General features: G+C 43.5%; 21 protein-coding genes. 13 read left to right on the plus strand and 8 right to left on the minus strand.

Features of this window, described 5'->3' with window-relative positions:
* The 6 genes from F0361_RS08200 to F0361_RS08225 all read left to right on the plus strand — a co-directional run.
* Positions 1-1,252: ATP-binding cassette domain-containing protein (locus tag F0361_RS08200; RefSeq protein WP_154918535.1), on the plus strand; the 1,252-nt coding region annotated here is incomplete at its 5' end.
* A gap of 4 nt (positions 1,253-1,256) precedes the next feature.
* Entirely contained in the window at positions 1,257-2,609 is a 1,353-nt protein-coding gene (locus F0361_RS08205) for an HlyD family secretion protein (protein ID WP_138256934.1), read from the plus strand.
* 2 nt (positions 2,610-2,611) lie between these two features.
* Positions 2,612-4,018 carry a TolC family protein gene (locus F0361_RS08210; protein ID WP_154917977.1) on the plus strand — a complete coding sequence of 469 codons (1,407 nt, stop codon included), beginning with the start codon at positions 2,612-2,614 and terminating at the stop codon, positions 4,016-4,018.
* A gap of 11 nt (positions 4,019-4,029) precedes the next feature.
* Positions 4,030-4,911 (plus strand): YitT family protein, encoded by an 882-nt coding sequence (locus tag F0361_RS08215; protein ID WP_154917978.1) that lies wholly within the window; start codon positions 4,030-4,032, stop codon positions 4,909-4,911.
* Positions 4,912-5,016: 105 nt separating this feature from the next.
* Complete coding sequence (locus F0361_RS08220; RefSeq protein ID WP_154917979.1) at positions 5,017-5,385, plus strand: hypothetical protein; 369 nt, start codon at positions 5,017-5,019, stop codon at positions 5,383-5,385.
* 129 nt (positions 5,386-5,514) lie between these two features.
* A complete protein-coding gene (locus tag F0361_RS08225; protein ID WP_154917980.1) occupies positions 5,515-6,126 on the plus strand; it encodes a thioredoxin family protein in 612 nt (203 codons plus the stop codon).
* On the opposite strand, the gene F0361_RS08230 is transcribed toward F0361_RS08225, so the two are convergent.
* From F0361_RS08230 to F0361_RS08255, 6 genes are all read right to left on the minus strand, one after another.
* On the minus strand, positions 6,109-6,834 hold the full coding sequence (locus tag F0361_RS08230; RefSeq protein ID WP_154917981.1) for an energy transducer TonB family protein: 726 nt from the start codon (positions 6,832-6,834) through the stop codon (positions 6,109-6,111). The two genes, F0361_RS08225 and F0361_RS08230, sit on opposite strands and share 18 nt — an antisense overlap.
* Before the next feature lie 80 nt (positions 6,835-6,914).
* Complete coding sequence (truB, locus tag F0361_RS08235) at positions 6,915-7,613, minus strand: tRNA pseudouridine(55) synthase TruB (RefSeq protein WP_154917982.1); 699 nt, start codon at positions 7,611-7,613, stop codon at positions 6,915-6,917.
* A 20-nt stretch (positions 7,614-7,633) separates the two neighbouring features.
* The gene (locus F0361_RS08240) at positions 7,634-8,431 is read right to left on the minus strand and encodes an undecaprenyl-diphosphate phosphatase (protein ID WP_154917983.1); all 798 of its coding nucleotides are present in this window, start codon (positions 8,429-8,431) and stop codon (positions 7,634-7,636) included.
* Between the two features lies 1 nt (position 8,432).
* The gene (locus F0361_RS08245) at positions 8,433-8,696 is read right to left on the minus strand and encodes a DUF3098 domain-containing protein (RefSeq protein ID WP_138256942.1); all 264 of its coding nucleotides are present in this window, start codon (positions 8,694-8,696) and stop codon (positions 8,433-8,435) included.
* Positions 8,697-8,705: 9 nt separating this feature from the next.
* Positions 8,706-9,584 carry a cell division protein FtsX gene (locus F0361_RS08250; protein ID WP_138256943.1) on the minus strand — a complete coding sequence of 293 codons (879 nt, stop codon included), beginning with the start codon at positions 9,582-9,584 and terminating at the stop codon, positions 8,706-8,708.
* A 64-nt stretch (positions 9,585-9,648) separates the two neighbouring features.
* Positions 9,649-11,601 (minus strand): T9SS type B sorting domain-containing protein, encoded by a 1,953-nt coding sequence (locus F0361_RS08255; RefSeq protein ID WP_154917984.1) that lies wholly within the window; start codon positions 11,599-11,601, stop codon positions 9,649-9,651.
* 112 nt (positions 11,602-11,713) lie between these two features.
* On the opposite strand from F0361_RS08255, the gene F0361_RS08260 reads away from it, so the two are divergent.
* The 3 genes from F0361_RS08260 (at position 11,714) to F0361_RS08270 (ending at position 16,969) form a co-directional block, all read left to right on the plus strand.
* Positions 11,714-14,776, plus strand: a complete 3,063-nt coding sequence (locus F0361_RS08260; RefSeq protein WP_154917985.1) for a leucine--tRNA ligase — start codon at positions 11,714-11,716, stop codon at positions 14,774-14,776.
* Between the two features lie 252 nt (positions 14,777-15,028).
* Positions 15,029-16,129 carry an alanine dehydrogenase gene (gene ald, locus F0361_RS08265; protein WP_154917986.1) on the plus strand — a complete coding sequence of 367 codons (1,101 nt, stop codon included), beginning with the start codon at positions 15,029-15,031 and terminating at the stop codon, positions 16,127-16,129.
* Positions 16,130-16,273: 144 nt separating this feature from the next.
* Entirely contained in the window at positions 16,274-16,969 is a 696-nt protein-coding gene (locus F0361_RS08270; protein WP_154917987.1) for a zinc metallopeptidase, read from the plus strand.
* Positions 16,970-17,109: 140 nt separating this feature from the next.
* Here the strand turns inward: F0361_RS08270 and F0361_RS08275 are convergent, their stop codons facing one another.
* Together F0361_RS08275 and F0361_RS08280 are read right to left on the minus strand one after the other, a co-directional pair.
* Positions 17,110-17,580 carry an Lrp/AsnC ligand binding domain-containing protein gene (locus F0361_RS08275; protein ID WP_154917988.1) on the minus strand — a complete coding sequence of 157 codons (471 nt, stop codon included), beginning with the start codon at positions 17,578-17,580 and terminating at the stop codon, positions 17,110-17,112.
* 54 nt (positions 17,581-17,634) lie between these two features.
* Positions 17,635-19,008, minus strand: coding sequence for a saccharopine dehydrogenase family protein (locus F0361_RS08280; protein ID WP_154917989.1), 1,374 nt, complete (start codon positions 19,006-19,008; stop codon positions 17,635-17,637).
* Between the two features lie 161 nt (positions 19,009-19,169).
* Here F0361_RS08280 and F0361_RS08285 point away from each other — a divergent pair, with 161 nt between their 5' ends.
* From F0361_RS08285 to pckA, 4 genes are all read left to right on the plus strand, one after another.
* Positions 19,170-19,559, plus strand: coding sequence for a DUF423 domain-containing protein (locus F0361_RS08285; RefSeq protein ID WP_154917990.1), 390 nt, complete (start codon positions 19,170-19,172; stop codon positions 19,557-19,559).
* A 10-nt stretch (positions 19,560-19,569) separates the two neighbouring features.
* Complete coding sequence (locus tag F0361_RS08290; protein ID WP_154917991.1) at positions 19,570-21,039, plus strand: SLC13 family permease; 1,470 nt, start codon at positions 19,570-19,572, stop codon at positions 21,037-21,039.
* Positions 21,040-21,129: 90 nt separating this feature from the next.
* Entirely contained in the window at positions 21,130-22,260 is a 1,131-nt protein-coding gene (locus F0361_RS08295; protein ID WP_154917992.1) for a glycerate kinase, read from the plus strand.
* Positions 22,261-22,520: 260 nt separating this feature from the next.
* The gene (gene pckA, locus F0361_RS08300; RefSeq protein WP_154917993.1) at positions 22,521-24,137 is read left to right on the plus strand and encodes a phosphoenolpyruvate carboxykinase (ATP); all 1,617 of its coding nucleotides are present in this window, start codon (positions 22,521-22,523) and stop codon (positions 24,135-24,137) included.
* The last annotated feature ends 34 nt before the right edge of the window (positions 24,138-24,171 follow it).

The following is a 24,171-nucleotide window of genomic DNA, read 5'->3' on the forward strand; positions in this document are numbered from 1 at the left end:
TGCCTTTCCCACAGCATTACTTCAAATTATTTTCGGTCTATTGCTGTTAAGTCTTTATCATCCGTTTTTTATCGCCTACGGAATTCTATTGTTGGGTTTGATCTATGTGGTCTTTAAGTACACCATTACAAAGGGTCTTGAAACAAGTTTACTGGAATCCAAACAAAAGTACAAGGTGGCCCATTGGATTCAGGAAGTGGCCAGGTGTATCGTAAGCTTTAAATTATCGGGGAAGACAAGTCACGCCCTTGAAAAGAACGACTATCTGACCGAAGGTTACCTAAAAGCAAGGGAAAACCACTTTAGAATTTTGGTGCTTCAGTTTATCCAAATGGTAGGTTTCAAAATTTTGGTTACTGGGGGACTATTGATCATTGGTGGACTTTTGGTACTCAATCAGGAAATGAATATTGGCCAGTTCGTAGCTGCGGAAATTATAATCCTACTGGTTATTAGTTCCGTGGAAAAGTTAATCGTTGGTCTCGAGTCCTTTTATGATGTGTTGACCGCTCTTGAAAAATTGGGGCAGGTGGTCGATATGGAAGTGGAACCCCAGCAGAAGGACCTTGAACTTCTGGACCAAGAGGATTTTAAAGTAGAGCTCGATACTATTACCTACTCGGTACCGGACAGGCAAAAGCCCATTTTGGATGGTATTTCCCTTCAGATAAATTCAAAGGACAGAATATTGATAAGAGGTACGAATGGCGCCGGAAAATCCAGTGTCTTACATCTTGTTTCCGGACTCATAGAGCCAACTAAAGGCAATATTTTTGTAAATGGTGTACGACTAAAGGCAGAAAACCTAAATCACTTTAGGTCAAAAGTGGGGCAATCCTTAAAGTTGGAGACTCCTTTTGAAGGTACACTGTTGAACAATATAACCTTTAATGACACTACCATACCTAAGGAGGATGTTTTGTGGGCCTTGGAGGTTACGGGACTTAGCCATATCGTTAGGGAAATGGACAATGGCCTGGATACCATGATTTTTCCCGAAGGCAAGCAAATTTCCTATACCGTTGCCAAGAAAATTGTGTTGGCCAGAAGTTTGGTCAAACGGCCCAAGCTACTGGTTCTTCGCGATCCCTTGGATCAATTCGATGCTGAAGAGGCGGATCGCATCATGGATTATCTCACACATCCGGATAGGCCATGGAGTCTAATGGTCGTAAGTGATGACCCAAAATGGGTAACTAGGTGTGGCCGTATAATCAATTTGGCCGATGGTAAAATTATAAACAACGAATAGCGCTATGTTGAATATATCTAAAACCGTATTAAATAGAAGCGTGGACCTATCGGGTTACAAAGCTGTGCAAAGGGTCAGCCAACACAAGTACAATAAACATTTCAACCGTTTTCTGATTGTGCTTGCGGTAATCTTTATTATCATGCTCTTTTTACCATGGACCCAGAACGTTCGCGGAAGGGGTTTTTTGACCACCCTAACACCCGATCAAAGGCCTCAGACCATACAATCACCAATTCCTGGGCGTATAGAGAAGTGGTTTGTAAGAGAGGGCGACTTTGTGGAAAAAGGGGATACCATATTACATATATCCGAAGTAAAAAACGAATATTTTGATCCAAGGTTGGTGGAGCGAACTGGAATGCAGATCAAAGCAAAGGAAATGTCTGTCACCTCATATCAGGAAAAAGTGAAGGCACTAGAAACCCAGATAGGTGCCTTGAACAAGGAACTCTCCTTGAAATTGGAACAGGCACAGAACAAATTGCTTCAGGCAAGGTTGAAAGTACAGAGCGATAGTATTGACTTGGAAGCGGCAAAGACTAACATCACCATTGCACAAAGACAATTTGACCGTACCACCCAATTGGAGTCTGAAGGTCTTAAGGCCGTAACCGATGTAGAGGAAAAAAGATTGAAGTTGCAGGAAACCCAAGCGAAACTGATCTCACAGGAAAATAAGTTGTTGGCCAGTAAAAACGAAGTTTTGAATGCCCAAGTGGAAATCACAAGGGTACAGGCAGAATATGCTGATAAGATTGCAAAGGCCCGTAGCGATAAGTTTACTGCGCAGTCCAGTCAGTTCGATTCTGAGGCACAGGTGACCAAGTTAGAGAACGAGTTTACCAATTATTCTATCCGCAACGACCTCTATTATATTAGGGCACCGCAAAGCGGATTTATAAACAAGGCCATTCAAGCTGGTATAGGAGAGACCTTTAAAGAAGGAGATCGTTTGGTAGGCATTATGCCGGCAAAATATGATATGGCGGTGGAAACCTTTATAGAGCCCATAGATTTGCCATTGATGCACCTAGGAGAGAAAGCAAGAATAGAATTTGACGGATGGCCCGTCATTATTTTCAGCGGATGGCCAAATGTATCCTACGGTACCTATGGAGGGGTTGTCGTTGCCATTGAAACGTTCATCAGCGAAAATGGAAAATACAGAATTTTGTTGGCCCCAGATCCTGAGGACCATCCATGGCCGAAAGATCTTAGAGTGGGTTCAGGTGCCAATACTATAGCCTTGTTGGATGATGTTCCTATTTGGTTTGAACTATGGAGACAATTGAATGGCTTCCCTCCAAATTATTACCAACCGGAGGGGGCGAAAGCGGAACCGGTCAAAAAATAACTATGAACAAGTATTTTTTCCTAATACTACTATTTTTCTGTAGTTTTTTGGTAAACGGGCAGCAAAACGATACGTTGGTCCTTAAGTTCAACGAATATCTTGGATATGTCAAAAGATTTCATCCAATCGCCAAGCAGGCGGAACTTGCCTTAAGTACGGGTCAGGCAAACTTGTTAAAGGCAAGGGGCGGTTTTGACCCCAAGTTGGATGTGGACTACGAACGTAAGGATTTTAAGGGTACGGAGTATTATGACCGTTTAAACGCGACCTTCAAGATACCCACATGGTATGGTATAGAACTCAAGGGTAATTTTGAGCAGAATGAGGGCGAGTTTATAAACCCCGAGGAATCCGTACCGGAAAACGGACTGTATAGCGCTGGTATCTCCCTATCACTTGGACGTGGTTCTTGGATAAACGAACGTATGGCAACCCTAAAACAAGCCAAGTTTTTCAGGGAACAAAGTAAAGCAGACCGGGATTTGCTCGTGAACCAAATATTGTTCGATGCTTCTTTGGCTTACTTTAAATGGTTACAGGCCTATAGGGATAGTCAAGTATATTCGAATTTTTTGGAAAATGCCCAAATCCGTTTTACTGGAATAAAAAAGAGTGCCCTTGCAGGTGATATCGCCGCCATTGATACGGTAGAAGCGAAAATTGCGGTACAGAATAGGGCCTTGGAACTGGAACAGGCACGGGTTACTTTGTTGAACAAATCTATGGAACTTTCTAATTTCCTTTGGTTGGGCGATAATATCCCAGTGAATTTGCAGTCCAATGTAATCCCAGAGGACAATCTGGACTTGGAAATCGATGAAACTTTTGAAATTTTAGGCAAACCCTTGGACAGCTTTTCCTTGGAAAACCACCCAAAATTGAAAAGTCTGGGGTTTAAGGTCGATGGACTCATTGTGGACAAAAGATTGAAAACAAATAAACTCCTGCCTACCATTGATGTAGATTATAATCTGCTAACGGAAACTCCGGAATTGGCGAATTCACTTCAGACTGATTATTACAAAGGAGGAGTAACCTTTCAGTTGCCTTTATTCCTTAGAAAGGAACGCGGCGATTTACGATTGGCGAAAATCAAATTACAGGATGCACGGTTGGAATATGACAATGCAGAGGTGGCCATACAAAATAAGGTAATAGCCATCTATAATGAGTTGGATTCATTTGAAGATCAAAACCGTTTGATTTTGGATATTGTTACAAATTATCAAAGTCTATTGACGGCCGAAGAACGAAAGTTTAGTTTTGGTGAGAGCTCTCTTTTCCTAATAAATTCAAGGGAAAGTAAACTTATCGATGCGGTACTGAAACAGAATGAAGTCCAGAATAAATATTATACGGCCAAGGCAAAGCTTTTCAACAGTTTGGCCGTGAACCCCGTGAATCTTTAATTTTCCCGTTTATGGCAATATCAAATGTACATATAGGCCCAAATCTTAAGCAATTTGTCAAGGACGCCTTTTTTTTGTTGAGCGGAATTCTCGCTGCCGCATTTGGATTGGAAAGTTTCCTATTGCCAAATCAATTTATTGATGGTGGTGCAACGGGTATCTCCTTACTCTTGGCTGAGGTCTATGAAATACCTTTGTATGTACTGATCATTCTTGTTAATATACCTTTCATTTTTTTGGGATATAAGGTCATAGGAAGACAATTTACGATTAAGACCACCATAGCCATTGTGGGATTAGCTTTTGTTTTGGTAACATTGGATTTCCCAGAAGTTACCCAAGACAAACTTTTGGTAGCCGTTTTCGGTGGTTTTTTTCTGGGTGCAGGTATAGGACTTTCCGTTCGGGGTGGTGGTGTATTGGATGGAACCGAAATCTTGGCCATCTACTTGAGTAGGAAGATGGGAACGACCATTGGGGACATCATCATACTCATCAATGTTTTGGTTTTTATGGCCGCAGCGTATTTGCTTTCAGTGGAGTCCGCCCTGTACTCCATGTTAACCTATTTGGCGGCATCCAAAACCTTGGACTTTGTAATAGAAGGTATCGAGGAATACACAGGGGTTACCATAATTTCAGATCATAGCGAACAGCTTCGAGATATGATCATCAATGTTTTGGGAAGGGGAGTGACTATTTATCCCGCAAAGGGAGGATATGGAAAGAATGGCGCTCATAACGAATACGATGTGCTTTTTACGGTAATTACGCGGTTGGAGATTCGGAAATTGAATATTGAAATTTCCAAAATAGATCCAAAGGCCTTCGTAGTTATGAGCAAAATAAACGACACACGGGGTGGGATGATTAAAAAGAGAAATATAAAATAATAGTAATACTATTAAAAAAGAAAGTTTAACACTCAATTAACATAGTATATATTTTAAATTCTTCTTGCTGTCAGTATCTTTGCACAGTATTAATTAATAATATATATGAAGAATAATTTTTATTTTTTGTTGATTTCGTTTTTAACTTTTTCAATGGTCCATGCCAAAGAGCTAGATCAAAACGTTGAACCTATACATAGCAAGGTCTCCAAGGAATGCGAACTATTGGATTGTAGAGCCCTTAGCACCCCCAAGTTGTTAATAAATGAGGGGCCGTCATTAATAGAGGTGGACTATGAGGTAGACCTTGGTTTTGACCCCTACTTGTTTCTGTCCCCGGATTTCGACCCTTATTTTGGGATGGAATTGAACATCGATTCGTTAATACTTATGGAGGATGAGGATGAGGTAGACCTTGGTTTTGATACCTCACTTTATTTGCCGAAGAATTTTAATCCTTATTTGGGAATGTGAGTTTTGTTTGGTTTGGTTAGTTTGGGCCGGTCTTGTCTCTTCTTAAAAGACCGGCCCTTTCTTTTGTCCGTAATAAAATGTAAGGTTTGGTAAATATTCCCAACCAATCAATTTTGAATTGACGATACTATGGAAGTATTTACAAAGACATCTTTGGCCAACGCACTTGAAGTCGCTTTTACATATAATCAATATTCGCACTTGGTGCAAAGCTTGGCTAACGAGGGAAAATCTACGGGAGAGGATGCTACAGAGGCTTATATAAACTATACCAAGTTGAACGCAAAGCGCATGCAGCGATGGGATAAGACCTTAAAATTTTCCGAGGAATCTGTGAGCCTCTTGAAATCCTTCCCAAATAAGGTAAATTGGTTGGTGTTTACGGAAAGTTGGTGCGGGGACGCATCGCCCGCATTGCCCGTTATGAACAAGATTGCAAAAATCAATCCCAACATTTCCCTTAAAATCATTTTAAGGGACGAACATCCGCAGCTTATGCGGCAATTTTTGACCAATAGTGCATGGTCCATTCCAAAACTCGTACAACTTGAACCTGAATCCAATAGGGTTCTTGGTACCTGGGGTCCCCGTTCGTCCAACGCGATCCAATTGGTAGAGGCCTTTAAAAAGGAGCATGGTACTTTGACCGCTGCCTTTAGGGAGCAGCTTCAGATATGGTACAATAAGGATAAGGGACAGAGTATACTGGAGGACCTTTTACTCCTACTTTCCTTGAAATAGATACGTGATCGTGCCTTTCTGACTTGGCTTATCGGAAACGCTAAATTGTGCCTTATAGGCATAGGCAATGGCATTGTCTACCAAGCAGCCGTTTGAAGTGCCGGAGCTTTTTTCGTTAAAACTGGCATCGGTTACCTGACCCAGGTTATTGACTTCTATATTCACCACAACTTTTCCGCCTTCGATACACGTATAAATAGGGGGAGGTAAACGGTATCCGTTTCTATCGATCAAGGAAAAGGAAATGGAGGTACGCCTTTCCGCTAGGTAGTTGGTGTATTCCTCTTTTTTAGCCTCTTTTTCACCCAATAGTTGCTTTTTCTCTTCTCTTTTCTTTGCGAGTTCCTTAACACGTTCAACAAAATCGCCGTCAGACATAAGGTTTTCGGCCAGTTCCCCATTATTTTCCATGGCCCTTTCCTCCATGAGTTCCTCTAGAGTTTGCAAAGGCTCCGGATTGCCAACACTCGGTTTGGCCGTTTCATTGAAGGCCATATGACTTTTTATGGCTTCGGTATTGGCAAGTTCTTCCAGCATTTTTTCCTCTTCCTCAGTAAGTTCTTCGGGTTCTTCCAATACCATCTCAACCACGTAGTCGTCATCGTCTTCCTCTTGGCCGCCCAAATGGATATTGTACAATGTCAAGACAACGATACCCATAGAAAACAGGGTAATCAAAAAAGAGAGTTGTTGTCTGTTGAGATTCATGTGTATATAACCGATTTTTCCCAAAAATATTTCAGTAAATCGATGAACGGGAATTTACTAAAAATTCATCGATATAACGATTACTGCAAAATCCGTTCCGATAAATCCGATGGGTCCTGGGATATATCTACGTTAAAATCGCCTATTTTGGTTCTTCTCAACTCGGAGAGATGCCCGCCAGAGCCCAAGGCCTTGCCAAAATCATGCGCTATGGAACGGATATACGTTCCTTTACTGCAGTAGATTCTAAAGTCGACTTCGGGCAACCTTATAGCCGTTATTTCAAAGGAATGGATGTGCACTTTTCTTTTGTTGATGGCAACATCTTTTCCTTCCCTCGCGTATTCATACAAGCGTTTCCCATCTTTTTTTATGGCCGAAAAAACAGGCGGGGCCTGCTCGATTTCCCCAATGAACCGTGAGGTTGTTTTTATGATTTGTTCTTCCGTAATATGGTCGATGGCAAATTTTTCATCAATTTCCGTTTCCAGGTCATAGGACGGGGTCGTACTCCCTAGGGTTATCGTGCCCGTATATTCCTTGGGCTGTCCCTGATACTCCGGAATTCTTTTGGTGAACTTTCCTGTACAGATAATAAGTAGTCCTGTGGCCAAGGGGTCCAGCGTACCGGCATGGCCAATTTTTATTTTTTTAAGCCCGAATTTCTTCCGGATCGCCCATTTTAACTTGTTCACCGCCTGGAAGGAGGACCAGCCCAAAGGCTTGTCTATAAGTAATAGCTGACCGTTCAAATAATCTTCCTTGGTCAAGGTCTCCATTAAAGTTTTGTATTTAAGGTCTACGGATTTGCAAGTCCGAAGATGATAGCAATTAGGCCCACGATTAGACAATAGATGGCAAAATAGGAAAGCTTGCTTTTTCTCACCAGTTGAATCATCCAGGTACAAGCGGCCAGTCCTGCAACAAAGGCGGCCAAGAATCCGGCTACCATGGCCATATTGTTTTCGCCGTTAAACGTAAGTTCGCCCCCCAACAGGTCCTTGGCGATTTTACCGAATATCAGGGGTACCACCATTAAAAAGGAAAACCTGGCAGATTTTGATTTGTCCACGCCCAAAAGTACCGATGTGGAAATGGTGGCCCCGCTCCTTGATATCCCGGGCAGCATGGCAATGGCCTGGGAAATTCCTATGACAAAGGCACTCCCAAAGCCTACCTTTTTATCCGTGTCCTTCGCCTTATCGGCAAAATAGAGCAATACGGCCGTAATCAACAACATAAAACCAACGAACATAACGTTACCCCCAAAAAAAGCCTCCAACTGTTCTTCAAAAAACAGGCCCACCAAAACTGCGGGAATCATGGAAACGATGATTTTCGCACTGAATTGGCTTTCCTCGTTATATTTAAATTGAAATAGTCCCCTAATGATTTCCCCAATGTCCCTTCTAAACACCACAATGGTGCTCAAAGCCGTGGCAAAGTGCAGCACCACGGTAAACAGCAAACTTTCCTCGGGAACGGAATTGTCGCCCAAAATTGCCTTGCCCAATTCTAAATGTCCGCTAGAGGAAACTGGAAGAAACTCGGTCAAACCTTGAACGATTCCGAGTATGATTGCATCTAAAATATCCAACTTAGTCTTTCTTTTTGTGAGGATTCAATAATATGGCGTAGACCTCTATTCCCAAGCCAATCAAGACCAAGGTAGGTGCCAATCGGATTCTTCTAAAATTATAAATCTCCGGGTTAAAAACGTTTGGGTCATCACTACCACCGCCACTCATCAGTATAAATCCCAAGGCGATACACGCAACGCCAATGAACATGAAAAGGTAATTCTTTTTCTGAAAAATAAATTCCCGTCTAGGGTTCTGGTTTACTTTGTCCTTCTTACTCATTTGGCAAATTTAGTAATATAATTCGTCTGTTCTGAGATTTAAGAAACGCTGGGTGGCAAAGTAGGTGCTGAGGAGGGAGATAACAATTCCCAAAAGAAACACACCAACCAGGAGAATAACCAGGATGATAGGGTCTTCCAAAAGTCCCAAGTCCTGAAAATTGGTGTTCACGTAATAAATTACCCCTGCAATGGCCAAAAGCGCAAGGAGCGCCCCCAACATACCCAATTTGATGTTCTGCCATAGGAAGGGCTTTCGAATAAAGCTTTTTGTGGCCCCTACCATTTGCATGGTTTTGATAATGAACCTTTTGGAATAGATGGATAACCGTATGGAGCTGTTGATCAATAATACCGCGATTACGGTAAAAATGGCACTAGCCACCAAAATCCAAAATCCTATTTTTTCTACACTCTTGGCGACCATACTTACCAATACCCGATCGTAGCTTACCTCGTCCACATAACTTTTCTCTTCCAGGGTGGCGGCTATTTCCGCAACCTTTTCGGCCGTGACAAAATCGGCATTCAATTTAACGTCTATAGAATTCTTAAGCGGATTATAGCCTAAGTAATCCACAAAATCCTCCCCTATTTCCTTGCTGTGCTGGGCTGCAGCCTCTTCTTTGGATACATAGGTGGCCGACTTCGTATATTCAGACATTGCCAACGTTTTCTGCAATTGCTCCACCTCCATATCCTTGGCATCTTCCTTTAAAAAAATGGAAATGGTAATCTGCTCCTTGGATCGGTCCGCCATTTTTTTGGTATTTAGGACCAGCAATCCCAAAATGCCCAAAAGAAACAACACCAAGGCAATACTCAATACGACCGAGAAATAGGACGAGATCAATTTCCTTCTTTGATATCTTTCAAATGCTTTGCTCATAGTAACGTATCGGCATGTAAAAATAGAAAAGTAATGTGAATTGAATCATAAAAAATAGGAACACTCACCGCTTTAGGGTGAAATGCCCGGTACGGACCAAGGTGTCCAATTTTATCCGGTACCAATAATCCGATTCTGGCATGGGGGCGCCCAAGAAGTTTCCATCCCAAGAGGCATTTGTACCACTGCCAAATTTTAATAATTTCCCATACCGATCATAGATGGAAAGCTCCACATTGTTAAAGGACTCAATGCCTTCCGGAATTAAAAAGTCATTGGAGGTATCGCCGTTCGGTGTAAAGAAATTGGGGACAAAAATATGGAGATAATCGGTCGTGACGATGCCACAGTTGGTCTTGTCCCTAATGGATATGGTATAAGGCCCTCCCGTAACGGCCTCAAAAATGGGGCTGTCCTGAAAACTGCTTCCATCCAAAGAGTATTCAAAATCCCCTGTATTTTGGGTCGTGATGATGATGGAGCGCCCTTCTGATTCAATCGTATCCAATTTTGGTGCATCAATTTGGTCCAATTTAATGGTTCGCGTACTGGAACATCCATTGCTATCAGTGACGGTCACGGTATACTCCCCGGGAGCGTTAACCGAAATGTCGCGTGTAGTCTCCCCAGTACTCCAGGTATAACTAACATTGTCAATTTCAGCGGATAACATGGCCGTATCCCCCTCGCAAAAAGTTTCAGTGCTGTCAAAAACTTGGGGTAAAGGATTAAAGGTCAGGGTGACTGCCGTTCTGGTAGCGGACGGACAATCGACTTCACTCGAATTCGCCTCCGCATAGAAGGTGCCTGCTTCGGTGGGGGAAAACTCCCTGTTGTTTTCCAAAAGTAGGTTTCCCCCAGTAGGGGCATCATACCAATTTACACTATAAATATCAGCACTATCCACGGTTAAAGTGGCGGTTTCATTCTCGCATACGGACACGTCGCCATTGCTTGTGGGCGGTGGGGGGATGGCCACGATATTGATTTCGAACACATCGGATAGCACATTACAAAGGTCATTGGATACGTTGATCGGGTCCTCCGCTACTTTTACGCGGTAAAAACGCGTCGAATTTATCAGTGGGGTGGTAAATGTGTTTGAGGTCTCACCAGGTACATCGGTCCAAACTTGATTATCCGTGCTTTCCTGCCATTGATAGGCATGGGTAGAAAAAATGGAATTATCAGGATTGGCCACAAGCGTTGCGCCAACGACTCCTTGATTTTCACAGGTTACAATGAAATCCTCGGCTTGGTCTGTGGCTACGCTTACGCTATCGCCACAGGATTTAAAGACAATATCGTCAATGGCGAGATCGTTCCCGCACCCACCATTGCTATTGTTCCGCATTTTGAGGATGACGGAAGTCTGCCCAGGCAGGGTCTGGAATACCAAGGCAAATTGTTGCCAGGCTGCCGTGGTCATGGCCTGAATATTTCCAGTATCCCCTTGGGCCAAAAGATTGGTGTCGGTTTCGTCCCAGATCTGATAGCGAACGTTGATGGGAATATTGTTTCCGTCGCAACCACCCGTACTCTGCAGATTTATGAGCCAAGAGGAAAATTCATAGGTGGTATTTTCACACAGACCTGTTACGGCACGCTGATAAAATTCTCCGGCCGTAAAACTGGCATTTACGATAAATGCCTTTCCGTTGGTGTCTCCGGGAGTGTGGTCCTGTACGTTCTGCCAATCAAAATAATTGGTAGTGCTGGAAATTGTATAGTCGCCATCGTTGGGCGTTCCCGTGGTAAAATTATAGGTAGTGGTCCCGGGAGGAAGTTCAGGTCCGTCCACCGTACCAGAACCAAAATCCTCCGTAAAAATGGGGTCTCCAGAGCTGCCCGTACAAAAACCTAACTGCGCCCTTCCTTCCAGGGAGACCAAAACCAGGAGGGGGACAAAACAAAGAAAGTATTTGGGACTTGTGGTATTCACGGTACTAAAGATACGGTTTTGGTATAGAAAGTTGCTCTTTTTTGGTTCAATGGGTGACTGCGTGTAATTCGTCAATATCTTTTCAACTTTCGTCGAATAGGCCTATTTTTGTGGCCTAACAAAAGGTCTGGAATATGATAGTAATGTGGCTAAAATCTGGCTGGACCTCTGTATTAGTATCGAAAGAATGAATTACAATTTCAACGAAATTGAGGCCAAGTGGCAAAAATATTGGGCGGAAAACCAAACCTTCAAGGCCGAAAATGTATCGGACAAGGAGAAGTTTTACGTGTTGGATATGTTCCCCTATCCTTCTGGGGCCGGACTGCATGTAGGACATCCGCTGGGGTATATTGCCAGTGATATCTATGCCCGTTATAAAAGACACAAGGGATTCAACGTGTTGCATCCGCAGGGCTATGACTCTTTTGGTCTGCCGGCGGAGCAATACGCTATTCAGACTGGGCAACATCCTGCCATTACAACGGAGACGAACATCAAGACCTACAGGAGGCAGTTGGACCAATTGGGCTTTTCGTTCGATTGGAGCCGAGAGGTGCGTACTTCGGACCCTAGCTATTACAAATGGACCCAGTGGATTTTCATTCAACTGTTCAATTCCTGGTATAATACGGATACCGATAAGGCAGAGGACATAGAAAGTTTGATCCAGATTTTTGAAAAAGAAGGAAATACCACGGTGAATGCAATATGTGATGACGATACTCCTGATTTTACAGCGGAGTCATGGAATGCATTTTCATCCAAGGAAAAACAGGCCTTACTTTTAAAATATAGACTTACGTATTTAGCCGATACCGAAGTCAACTGGTGCCCTGCCTTGGGTACGGTTTTGGCGAACGACGAAATTGTAAACGGAGTTTCAGAGCGTGGTGGCCATCCGGTCATCCGAAAAAAAATGACGCAATGGAGCATGCGCATCACTGCTTATGCCCAACGTTTGCTGGACGGGCTGGACAAAATCGATTGGCCGCAGCCTCTAAAGGATTCCCAGACCAATTGGATTGGTAGGAGTGAGGGAGCTTCTGTCACTTTCAAAGTTTTGAACAATACGGTCACTGAGCGTAGCCGAAGTGACGAAAATGTGATTTCGACTCCGCTCAATCACCCATACGAAATAGAAGTCTTCACCACCCGTCCCGATACCATTTTCGGTGTATCATTCATGACCTTGGCACCGGAGCATGAACTGGTGTCCAAAATCACAACCCCTGAACAAAAGGATGTGGTTGAGGCCTACATCGAGGCCACGGCGAAACGTTCCGAACGTGATCGTATGGCGGATGTTAAGACCATCACCGGTGCCTTTACGGGCGCCTATGCGGAACACCCTTTTACCAAAGAGCGGGTGCCCATTTGGATCGGGGATTATGTGTTGGCGGGTTATGGAACGGGGGCGGTGATGTCCGTTCCCTGTGGTGATCAACGGGACTATGATTTTGCCAAGCATTTTGGAATTGATATTCCTAACATATTTAGCCCCCTAACCCCTGAAGAGGGAACTGAGGATGCCGATGCGCTGTTGGAAAATGGTGCCTATGCCGAAAAATCCGGGTTTGTATTGAAGAATTCTGGGTTTTTGAACGGATTGGGGTATAAGGAAGCTACCAAAAAGGCCATAGCCGAGTTGGAAAAAATAGGACAGGGAAAAGGTAAAGTGAACTACCGTTTGCGCGATGCCGTCTTTAGCCGCCAGCGCTATTGGGGCGAACCTTTTCCGGTCTATTATGATGCGGATGGTATGCCCCAGATGCTGGATGAAAAATTCCTGCCCTTGGAATTGCCCGAAGTAGACAAATACCTACCCACCGAAACAGGCGAACCACCCTTGGGAAATGCCAAAAAATGGCATTGGCTGCAATATGGGGATGAAGGAAAAGTAGTATCCAGAGAAGAGTTTGAGAAGGCCATTTCGGACACTGAGCGTAGTCGAAGTGGCAAAATTAAGGGAGGGGCTTTAGAACTGAACACCATGCCCGGTTGGGCCGGAAGTTCCCAGTATTTTAACCGCTACATGGACCCGCATAATGATGAGGAAATTTTTTCGCAAGAAGCCATCAACTATTGGCAGGATGTAGATCTATATATTGGCGGTAGCGAGCATGCTACTGGGCATTTATTGTATTCCCGCTTTTGGCAAAAATTTATGTTCGATAAAGGATTGGTACCAAAGGATGAGTTTGCTAAAAAGTTGATCAACCAGGGGATGATTACGGGGACAAGTGCTTTTGCCATAAGACTTCAATTTATAAAGAATAACTATCCATTCTTTGTTTTTGTTGACTCGGATATGTTTGATTCATTTGAAAACCCCTCAAAAGATTCAAAATACGACTACGATGATAACCCTCTTTTCAATTTTGTTGAACAATATGGTTCTTTTGATGTTCAAAAACTTCATGTCGATGTTTCACTTGTAGACTCCTCAGATGAAATAGATATTTCTAAATATAAACAATGGAGAGAAGAATACTCTAATTCAGTATTTATCACAAAAAACTCAGGGTCTTTAAAGCTTACTCGCGAAATCGAAAAAATGTCCAAATCAAAATACAATGTCGTCAATCCCGATGCCATCTGTGAAGAATATGGAGCGGACAGTCTACGGTTGTACGAAATGTTCCTGGGCCCCTTGGAGCAATCCAAGCCTTGGAATACGGCAGGGATTACAGGTGTGCATTCCTTCTTGAAAAAACTTTGGAGGCTTTATCACTCCGGTCCTAACGCAGAATTCTACGTGTCGGACACCCCTCCTTCAGAGGGGTCGGGGGAGGCTTTCAAGACCTTGCATAAGACCATCAAAAAAGTAGAGGAGGATATCGAGAACTTCAGTTTCAATACATCGGTATCCACGTTTATGATCTGTGTGAACGAACTTTCCGCGCAAAAATGCAATTCCAGGGCCATCTTGGAACCTTTGGCCATTTTGGTGTCGCCCTATGCGCCACATATTGCGGAGGAACTTTGGGAGCAATTGGGCCACACGGAGTCCATTTCCAAAGCGCCTTTTCCAAAATTCGAGGAAAAGTACCTGGTAGAAAGCAGCAAGGAATACCCCATTTCTTTCAACGGGAAGATGCGGTTTACATTGGAACTGCCTATGGATATGACCAAGGAGGAAATTGAAGCTACCGTAATGGCCCATGAAAAAACCCAACAACAATTACAGGGAAGAAAACCAAAGCAAGTTATTGTAGTTCCCGGTAGAATTGTAAACATTGTTGGTTAAAAGGGTTTACCACTATGCCAAGTACTTAAAGGCAAGTGGTAACATTATTCTCACCCTCCTTCTTTAGAGGTATACTAAAGAGGGAGGGTGTTTTGTTAAATGTATATTTTATTTTGATATACCCCTATAAAACTAGGGGCATATAGTCAATAAACGTATTTAATTCGAATGAACCCCTCCTTTTATCGAATAATTGTTCTGTAAAAATTAAAATTATCGCACCTTTACCCCATAATTATAAAATAGACTAGTATGATTGTGGGTATTCCAAAAGAGATTAAGAACAACGAAAGCAGGGTTGGGATGACACCGGCCGGCGTTTTTGAATTGGTAAAGAACAACCATACCGTGTATGTACAGTCCGGTGCAGGGAAAGGAAGCGGTTTTTTCAATAAGGACTATCAACAGGCAGGAGCCGTTATTTTGGATACCATTGGACAGGTATATGCCATGAGTGAAATGATCGTCAAGGTCAAGGAGCCCATAGAAGAAGAGTATGAACTGATTCAAGAGGGACAGATTTTGTTCACCTATTTCCATTTTGCATCGAGCGAAGCATTGACCAAGGCCATGATCCGTCAGAAAGCCATCTGCATCGCCTATGAAACCGTGGAGGACGAAGATGGGACATTGCCGTTGTTGACCCCAATGTCTGAAGTGGCGGGTAGAATGGCCATTCAGCAAGGGGCAAAATATTTGGAAAAACCTGTTAAAGGTCGCGGTGTACTATTGGGGGGCGTTCCCGGTGTTGCTCCGGGTAGGGTATTGGTGCTAGGCGCGGGTGTCGTTGGGATACAAGCTGCTAAAATGGCAGCCGGTCTGGGCGCACACGTCACCATTTTGGATATCAATATGAAGCGTTTGCGTTACGTGAACGATGTGATGCCTCCGCATGTGGTCACCGAATTTTCAAACGAGTTTAATATCAGAAAGCATATAAAAACCCACGACTTAATTATTGGTGGGGTGCTATTAAAAGGAGCAAAAGCTCCGAACCTTATCACTAGGGACATGTTGAAAGACATGCGACCCGGAACCGTAATAGTGGACGTGGCCGTAGACCAAGGCGGATGTGTAGAAACTACAAGACCTACCACTCATGAAAACCCAGTATACATCATAGATGATGTGGTTCACTATTCCGTCGCGAATATGCCCGGTGCAGTTCCATATACCTCTACCATGGCATTGACCAATGTTACTTTGCCTTATGCGCTCAAACTCGCAAACTTGGGTTGGGTAGCCGCATGTAAAAAAGATGCTTCCTTGGCAAAGGGATTGAACATTGTGGCCGGTAAGGTGGTGTATGAAGAAATCATAGAGGCCTTTGGTTGGAAGGAGGCCTTTGCCTAATCGTACAAATTGTCAGTTTTTGAAGACCCCAACAGCCCGTACCGACTAATTTACGGGTTTGGCGGGGTTTTTGCTTTTCAGTATTCGATTCCCGTAAACAAAGGAATCTTATGTATATTTATTGAAACTAAAAATTGAAACGTTATGATGGGATATTATATATTGATCGGTGCTATTGCCTTGGTAAGTTGGCTTGTAAGTAGCCGATTAAAAAGTAAGTTCAAACATTACTCTAAAGTCCATTTACAAAATGGCATGAGCGGTGCCGAGATAGCCGAAAAAATGTTGGCGGATCATGGTATTCGCGATGTTAAGGTGGTTTCTACACCTGGGATGTTATCGGACCATTACAATCCAAAAAACAAAACGGTGAACTTGAGTGAAGGTGTGTATAATCAGCGAAATGCCGCAGCAGCGGCGGTTGCAGCGCATGAGGTAGGCCACGCTGTACAACATGCACAGGCCTACGAGTGGTTGACCATGCGCTCGAAACTGGTGCCAGTAGTCAGTGTAACATCAGGAATGTCCACATGGGTCGTTTTTGGCGGATTGGCCCTAGGTGCCGCTGCAGGAGTAGGATTTGGATATTGGGTTGCCGTGGCCGGATTGATCATGATGGGAATGGCGACTTTGTTCAGTTTTATCACCCTACCGGTAGAATATGATGCCAGTAACCGCGCTTTGGCATGGCTCAAGAATAGGAATATGGTGACTCAGTCAGAATATGCAGGTTCTGAAGATGCCCTAAAATGGGCCGCTAGGACCTATTTGGTTGCTGCCATCGGTTCCTTGGCCACCTTGGTATACTGGGGACTTCAGGTTTTTGGAGGAAGGGATTAACTTCTCTCGATACAATTTTCAAAGCCTTTCCAAGATTGGGAAGGCTTTTTGTTTGTTCAAATTTTGGCAGCCCTTCGAAATTACTGCATTGCCTTTGTGAAAGTATTTTGATTGCCAAGTCAAAAACCTTGATGAGGGTTTTATATGGTAATCTGTCGGTCTATTTGCTGTGCCAACGATATGAAGGTTTCCGTTCTGGAAACCCCTTCTATTTGTTGGATTTCCTTGTTGAGGACATGCATCAAATGTTCGTTGTCCTTGCAAAGAATTTTGATTAGGATGGACCAGTTGCCCGTAGTATAATGACATTCCAAAACTTCGGGGATTTTTTCCAATTGTTTCACCGCAGCGGGATTGCTCATCGCCTTGTCCAAATAAATACCGATATAGGCCATCGTAGTATAGCCCATGGCCCTTGGGTTTATAATAAACTTGGAGCCTTTCAATAATCCCGATGCTTCCAGCTTTCGCAATCGTTGATGAATAGCCGCCCCAGAGATACCGATGCTTCGTGCGATTTCCAACACCGGTTTCCGGGCATCCTCCATTAAAAAGCGCAATATTTTCTTATCAATACCGTCAATCTTGGTGTTTTTGTTATCGGACTTCATGATTACAATTTCATATTGAAATCAAAACTACGCATTTACCTTGAATGTGTGAGTTTAACTCGCTACGGAATCGGGATTATAGCCTAAATACGGAACATCGTATTCCTTGAAATTGATGCCCAAGGTCTCCAATTCCTTGAGAATAGGTTGATAGACTTCCTTGGAAATGGGCATTTGAACTCCGGGCGTGGTGATTTTTCCGTTCAGGATTTTCAAGGCGGCGATGGCTACGGGCAAGCCCACCGTTTTGGCCATGGCGGTATGCACCCGATCTTCACCAATCACGACCAGTTTGGAATCGATTTGTTTTTTTTCGCCGTTCAATTCGTAACCAAACTTATGGTACATGACGATCATATCCTTTTCGGTTTCGCCCAAGGTCCATTTGTCTTCCAAAATTTTCTGTAAGGCCTTTGCAGGAGTAGCATCGGGAATACCGATGGTCCTCTTTTTATCGAAAAGGTTCAGTTCCAAAAGCTTTTCCCAAGTACTGTCGTCCTGATCTATTTTTAAATAATGCCTCAGTTTCAGTTCCACGGAATCCGTTGGTGAGTAGGGAAGAAAGAGATTGATAAATTCCCGATAGGTCATATTTTCCGAATCCTCGATGGTATAGGTGTCGTCTGTGGCCCCCAGTTGCACAAAAATGTTCCATGCCTTTGAAAAGCCAACACGTCGCATTGTGCCCCTGTAAATGGTGAGCGCGTCCTGTAGACCGTAGGCTTCCCTATAATTTAGGGAGTCCCTGTTGGCATAGCCCTCAAACTTGCCGTATCCCTCCACTTCAAAAAATTCCGTACGCCTAAACAATTTATGGTAGGGAATGTATTTATACGTTCCCTCCTGTATGAACTTCGCCGTACCTCCTTGGCCGGCCAGCACCACGTTTCTGGGGTTCCACGTAAACTTGTAGTTCCATAGGTTGTTATCGAATTCGGGCGCGACAAGTCCACCGCAGAAAGATTCAAACAATAGGATTTTTCCGCCTTTGTCCCGTATACGGTCAATGACCTGCATGGCGCTCATGTGGTCAATACCAGGGTCTAGCCCTATTTCGTTCATGAAGACCAAATCGCTTTCGGTTACTTTTTCATTGAGTTTTTTAAGTTCTGGGCTAATGTAGGATGCCGTTACAAGATGCTTTTTGTATGTTAGACAGTCCTCCGCAATTTTGATGTGAAAGCGTGCCGGTAGCATGGAAATGACCAAATCCGACTCCTGTATGGCCAATGTTCTTTCATCTTCCTTGAAGATATCCAAGGTGCGAACCGAGCAATTGGGGTGCGATTTAATATGCTCTGGGATGGAAGCCGTATCCAGGTCGCCAATGGTCACTTTTAGATTTTCTGAATCCGATTTTTCCAATAAATAATCCAACAAAAAGGAAGTGGATTTGCCTGCCCCTATGATCAAAATTTTTCGCACCATGCTTATTGCGTACTTTTAAGTTTGAATGTTGCTACTAAGGTATCAATTTGTTACATATGTAAGAATATGTATCGATAAAGTTATATTATCAACTTTGAATGACTGTCCAACAATTAAATAAACTATAACGTAAATCATGTATTTCCAGTAGATTTGGTGTTATGAAGAAAACAATATTGATTACTGCATGTATTTTTGGGTTTTTAGCGGTCGCCCTGGGCGCCTTTGGAGCCCACGGATTGGAGAAATTGGTTCCCCCGGATGCCGTGACTACTTTTGAAACAGGTGTCCGCTACCAAATGTACCATGCCTTTTTTCTGTTCATTTTAGGTGTATTGCCGGGAATACCCCCTAAGTCCCAACGACTAACATATTGGCTGATCCTTATTGGCGTTGTGTTCTTTTCCTTCTCCATCTATTTGTTGGCCATAAACAGTATTACGGCCTTCGATTTTACGACCATTGGATTTATTACGCCCATTGGCGGAACACTTTTGTTGGCAGCTTGGGGATTTTTGGGATTTCAAATCTATACATCGACCCTAAAATGACATATAGATTATGAACAATACAAAGCTGTTGGGACTCATATTAGGTCCCGTTTCGTTTATATTGATCCTTAGTTTTTTTCATCCGGAGGGATTGTCCAAGGAAGCGAACGCCGTTATGGCATCCACGGCCTGGATTGCCATTTGGTGGATTACGGAGGCCATTCCCATTGCCATTACCGCACTTCTACCCATCGTGCTTTTCCCACTTTCTGGCGGCTTGGACCTTACCGCTACCTCAGGGTCTTTTGGGCATAAATACGTGTTTCTCTATATGGGCGGTTTCGTTATCGCCATTGCTATCGAAAAATGGAACCTGCACAAACGCATCGCCCTGAACATTATTCATTTGATAGGTGCGGATATCCGTAAAATTATTTTGGGATTTATGGTGGCGACGGCCTTTTTATCCATGTGGATCTCCAATACGGCAACTTCGGTCATGATGCTTCCCATTGGTCTGGCCATCATCAAACAATTAAAGGATAATCCGGCTACGGTGGAGGACGAGAATCTGTTATTTGGAAAATCCCTGATGCTCGCCATTGCCTACAGTGCTTCCATTGGCGGTATGGCAACCTTGATAGGTACCCCGCCCAATCTGGTGTTGGCAGGGGTGGTATTGGATACTTACGGTTATGAAATTACCTTCATGCAGTGGTTCATGTTCGGACTGCCAATTTCCGTAGTGCTGATTTTCATCTGTTGGAAATATTTGACGCGCTTTGCTTTTTCTTTCAAACAAGTCGAATTTCCCGGAGGAAGGGCAGAAATAAAAAGACTTAAGAATGGCCTGGGGAAAATCACGTATGAGGAAAAATTGATAGCACTAGTCTTTGGGGCCACGGCCTTTTGTTGGATTACACGCTCCTTTCTGCTGCAGAAACTGTTACCGGGTCTGGACGATACCATCATCGCCATCTTTTTTGCCATTTTACTTTTCCTGATTCCGGCCAAAAAAAAGGGGGAACAGCTGCTAAATTGGGACGAGGCCGTTACGATGCCTTGGGGAATCATTTTGCTTTTTGGAGGTGGAATGGCACTGGCCAAGGGTTTTGACGAAAGTGGTTTGGCCGTTTGGATCGGTGGGCAGATGACCTCCTTGTCCGGCTTACCAATTTTCATTTTGGTGCTGGTATTGATCGCTGCGGTAAATTTTCTGACCGAGATTACCTCCAATTTGGCCACAACGGCCATGCTGTTGCCTGTTTTGGCGCCCATGGCCCTTTCCATAGATGTACATCCGTTCGTGTTAATGGTGGGTGCCGCCGTGGCAGCCTCCTGTGCCTTTATGTTGCCCGTTGCCACCCCGCCAAATGCGGTGGTTTTTGGTTCCGGTTACCTACGGATTCCAGATATGGTCCGAAAAGGCTTTTTTATGAACATCATGTCCATCATAGTGCTGAGCCTTTTCGTTTATTTTTTATTGCCCCAACTGTGGGACATTGTTATTAATGGATTTCCGGAAAGTCTAAAAAAATGAAACCCTCATCGAGGGATTTATCATGGCAAGTTTAATACCTCTATGAATATAAATATATAATAATCAAATAGTTAACATGTATTTAAACGTATGCGATTCCTGATTATCCCCGATAAATTTAAAGGTTCCATGACGAGCGAAGAGGTATACCGATCGTTCAGAACGGGAGTGGAGCAAGTCCTAAGCGATGCGTCCTTTCACTTTGTAAAGGCATCGGATGGGGGCGATGGTTTCTTGGACGCCATTTCAATGTACAAGGACTGCAAAAGGGTAGCAATGAAAACTTTGGATCCCTTGGGTAGGGAAATTTCCTCGTACTATCTGTTGGATGCGAAATCAAAATCGGCCTACATAGAACTGGCCAATAGCTCTGGTATGGAACTTCTGGAACCTTCGGAGCGAAACGCCTCCTTGACCTCGACCTTTGGCAGCGGCCAACAAATTGCGGACACCATAAAAAAAGGTGCCAAAAAAATATATGTCGGTTTGGGGGGCAGTGCAACCAACGATGGGGGAATTGGCATTGCAAATGCCTTAGGATTTGAATTTTTGGATTCTAATGGCAATCCGCTGGAACCCATTGGAAAGAATTTAAGTGAGGTTCAAAGGATTACCCAATCCTATAATTATATGGAAATCAAAGGGATACAATTCTTTGCCATCAACGATGTCAAAAACCCGCTATTCGGAAAAGATGGGGCCGCATTTGTATACGCCGCCCAAAAAGGTGCCGATGCTGCCATGATATCGGAGTTGGACAAAGGATTGCGAAATTTATCGGAAGTCTATGTAAGACAATTTGGTTCCGATTTTTCCGAAGTACCAGGTTCAGGAGCTGCCGGGGGAACCGGATTTGGTCTCAAGGCCTTTTTTAAGGCCGATTTTCTCAGTGGAATCACTTTTATTTTGGAACTATCCGGTATAAAAGAAGTGTTGGATACCCAAAAATTCGATTACATCGTGACCGGTGAAGGCAAAATCGACGATCAGACCCTTCAGGGAAAATTGATTCAAGGGGTTATGGAACTTGCCAACAGTTACAATATTCCAGTGCTGGCCGTTTGTGGCAAATTGGACGTTCCCCTAGAAAGGCTTACTTCAAGTGGCGTTCAAGATGTTATTGAAATTGGGGACCCCAACAAATCGTTGGGATACAATATGCAAAATGCCAAGGACCTGCTTCAAAGAAGGGTATATGAGTATTTTAAATCCTTAATCTAGGTTCATACATTTTGGAAAGTCGCTCGTTTTTAATTATGTAATCGGCAGTAAATCCATATTATTTTATCGATTTAATAGTTTAGCACCTAGTAATTTGCAATTTGTTTACTAAACAGTGTTTAAACCGATGTTTATTTGTTGAAAATCCAATCATTCATCGTAGATTTCATATTTCTTGCCGATAAATACATGAATACCTCTTGATTTCCAAGGGCTTCAAGGTTAAATTTAATAGCTTTGGAGAAATAAAATTTCGAGTTATGCATAGTTCATCCTACCAATCGAAGATGATATCTTTAAAGAATTATGGAATTGACCATGATAATTTTCATTATCAGGAATCGCCTCAAGCACTACAGAAGGCTACGATCGACCTTGGCATGGGAGCGGAGACCAAAAATGGTACCCTTGCCGTCAATACGGGGGAATTTACGGGTAGGTCTCCACAAGACCGTTTTATCGTAAAAGATGCTATTACCAAGGATAGAATCTGGTGGGGTTCGGTAAACATTCCCTTTGAACCGGAAAAGTTTACGGCGTTGTATGACAAGGTTATTGCTTATTTGAACACAAAGGAACTTTTCGTGAGGGACTGCTATGCCTGTGCGGACCCGGAGTATAAACTCAATATCAGGGTCATAAACGAATACCCTTGGTCCAACATGTTCGCCTATAATATGTTTTTACGGCCAACCGACGAGGAATTGGAGAATTTCAGTCCGGAATGGACGGTTATAAACGCACCTGGCTTCATGGCCAATGCCGAAGAAGATGGAACAAGGCAACACAATTTCGCCATACTGAACTTTACTGAAAAAATCGCCCTAATTGGTGGCACAGGCTATACCGGCGAGATAAAAAAAGGAATTTTTTCGGCGCTCAATTTTATATTGCCTGTATTTAAGGAAACCTTGCCCATGCATTGTTCGTCCAATGTGGGGGAAGACGGGGATACCGCGATATTCTTCGGGTTGTCAGGGACCGGGAAGACAACCTTGTCCACAGACCCCAATAGGAAATTGATCGGCGATGATGAGCACGGCTGGACCAGCAGAAATACAGTGTTCAATTTTGAGGGAGGGTGTTATGCCAAGGTCATCAACCTATCCCAAGAACAGGAACCCGAAATCTACAATGCCATAAAACCTGGAGCTATTCTTGAAAATGTGATTTTGGACAAGGACGGCAATGTGGATTATGCGGATACCTCCATAACACAAAATACCCGGGTAAGTTATCCTATTTACCATATAGATAACATTCAGCAGCCTTCCATTGGGAAAAACGTAAAGAACATTTTCTTTTTAACGGCCGATGCCTTTGGGGTGTTGCCTCCAATTTCCAAGCTAACTCCTAGTCAGGCGGCCTATCATTTTATTTCGGGTTATACGGCCAAAGTTGCCGGAACCGAAGCCGGGGTCGTTGAGCCACAACCTTCCTTTTCGGCCTGTTTTGGTGCACCTTTTATGCCCTTGCATCCCACAAAATATGCGGAGATGTTGAGCAAAAAAATGAAGGAGACTGGCGTGGCCGTATGGTTGGTTAATACGGGGTGGACCGGCGGCCCTTATGGTGTTGGTACCCGTATGAAGTTAAAGTACACCCGTGCCATGATCAGTGCGGCGCTCAATGGCGATCTAGGTTTGTACTCCTATGATACCTACCACATTCATTCCGTTTTTGGGGTGGCGCAACCTAGGGAATGTCCCGGAGTGCCTACCAGTGTATTGAGTCCAAGGGCGACTTGGAACAATGACGAAAAATATTACACCACGGCCTTTAAGCTTTCCAATGCCTTTAGGGAAAACTTCAAAAAGTTCGAAAAATATGCCAATGAGGAAATTAGACGTGGTGGACCGCAACGGTACGCTTTTTAAATGCACCATTAAACATGAAAAAAGGCCCTGCATT

The sequence above is a fragment of the Maribacter flavus genome (assembly GCF_008386635.1).
Classification (GTDB): domain Bacteria; phylum Bacteroidota; class Bacteroidia; order Flavobacteriales; family Flavobacteriaceae; genus Maribacter; species Maribacter flavus.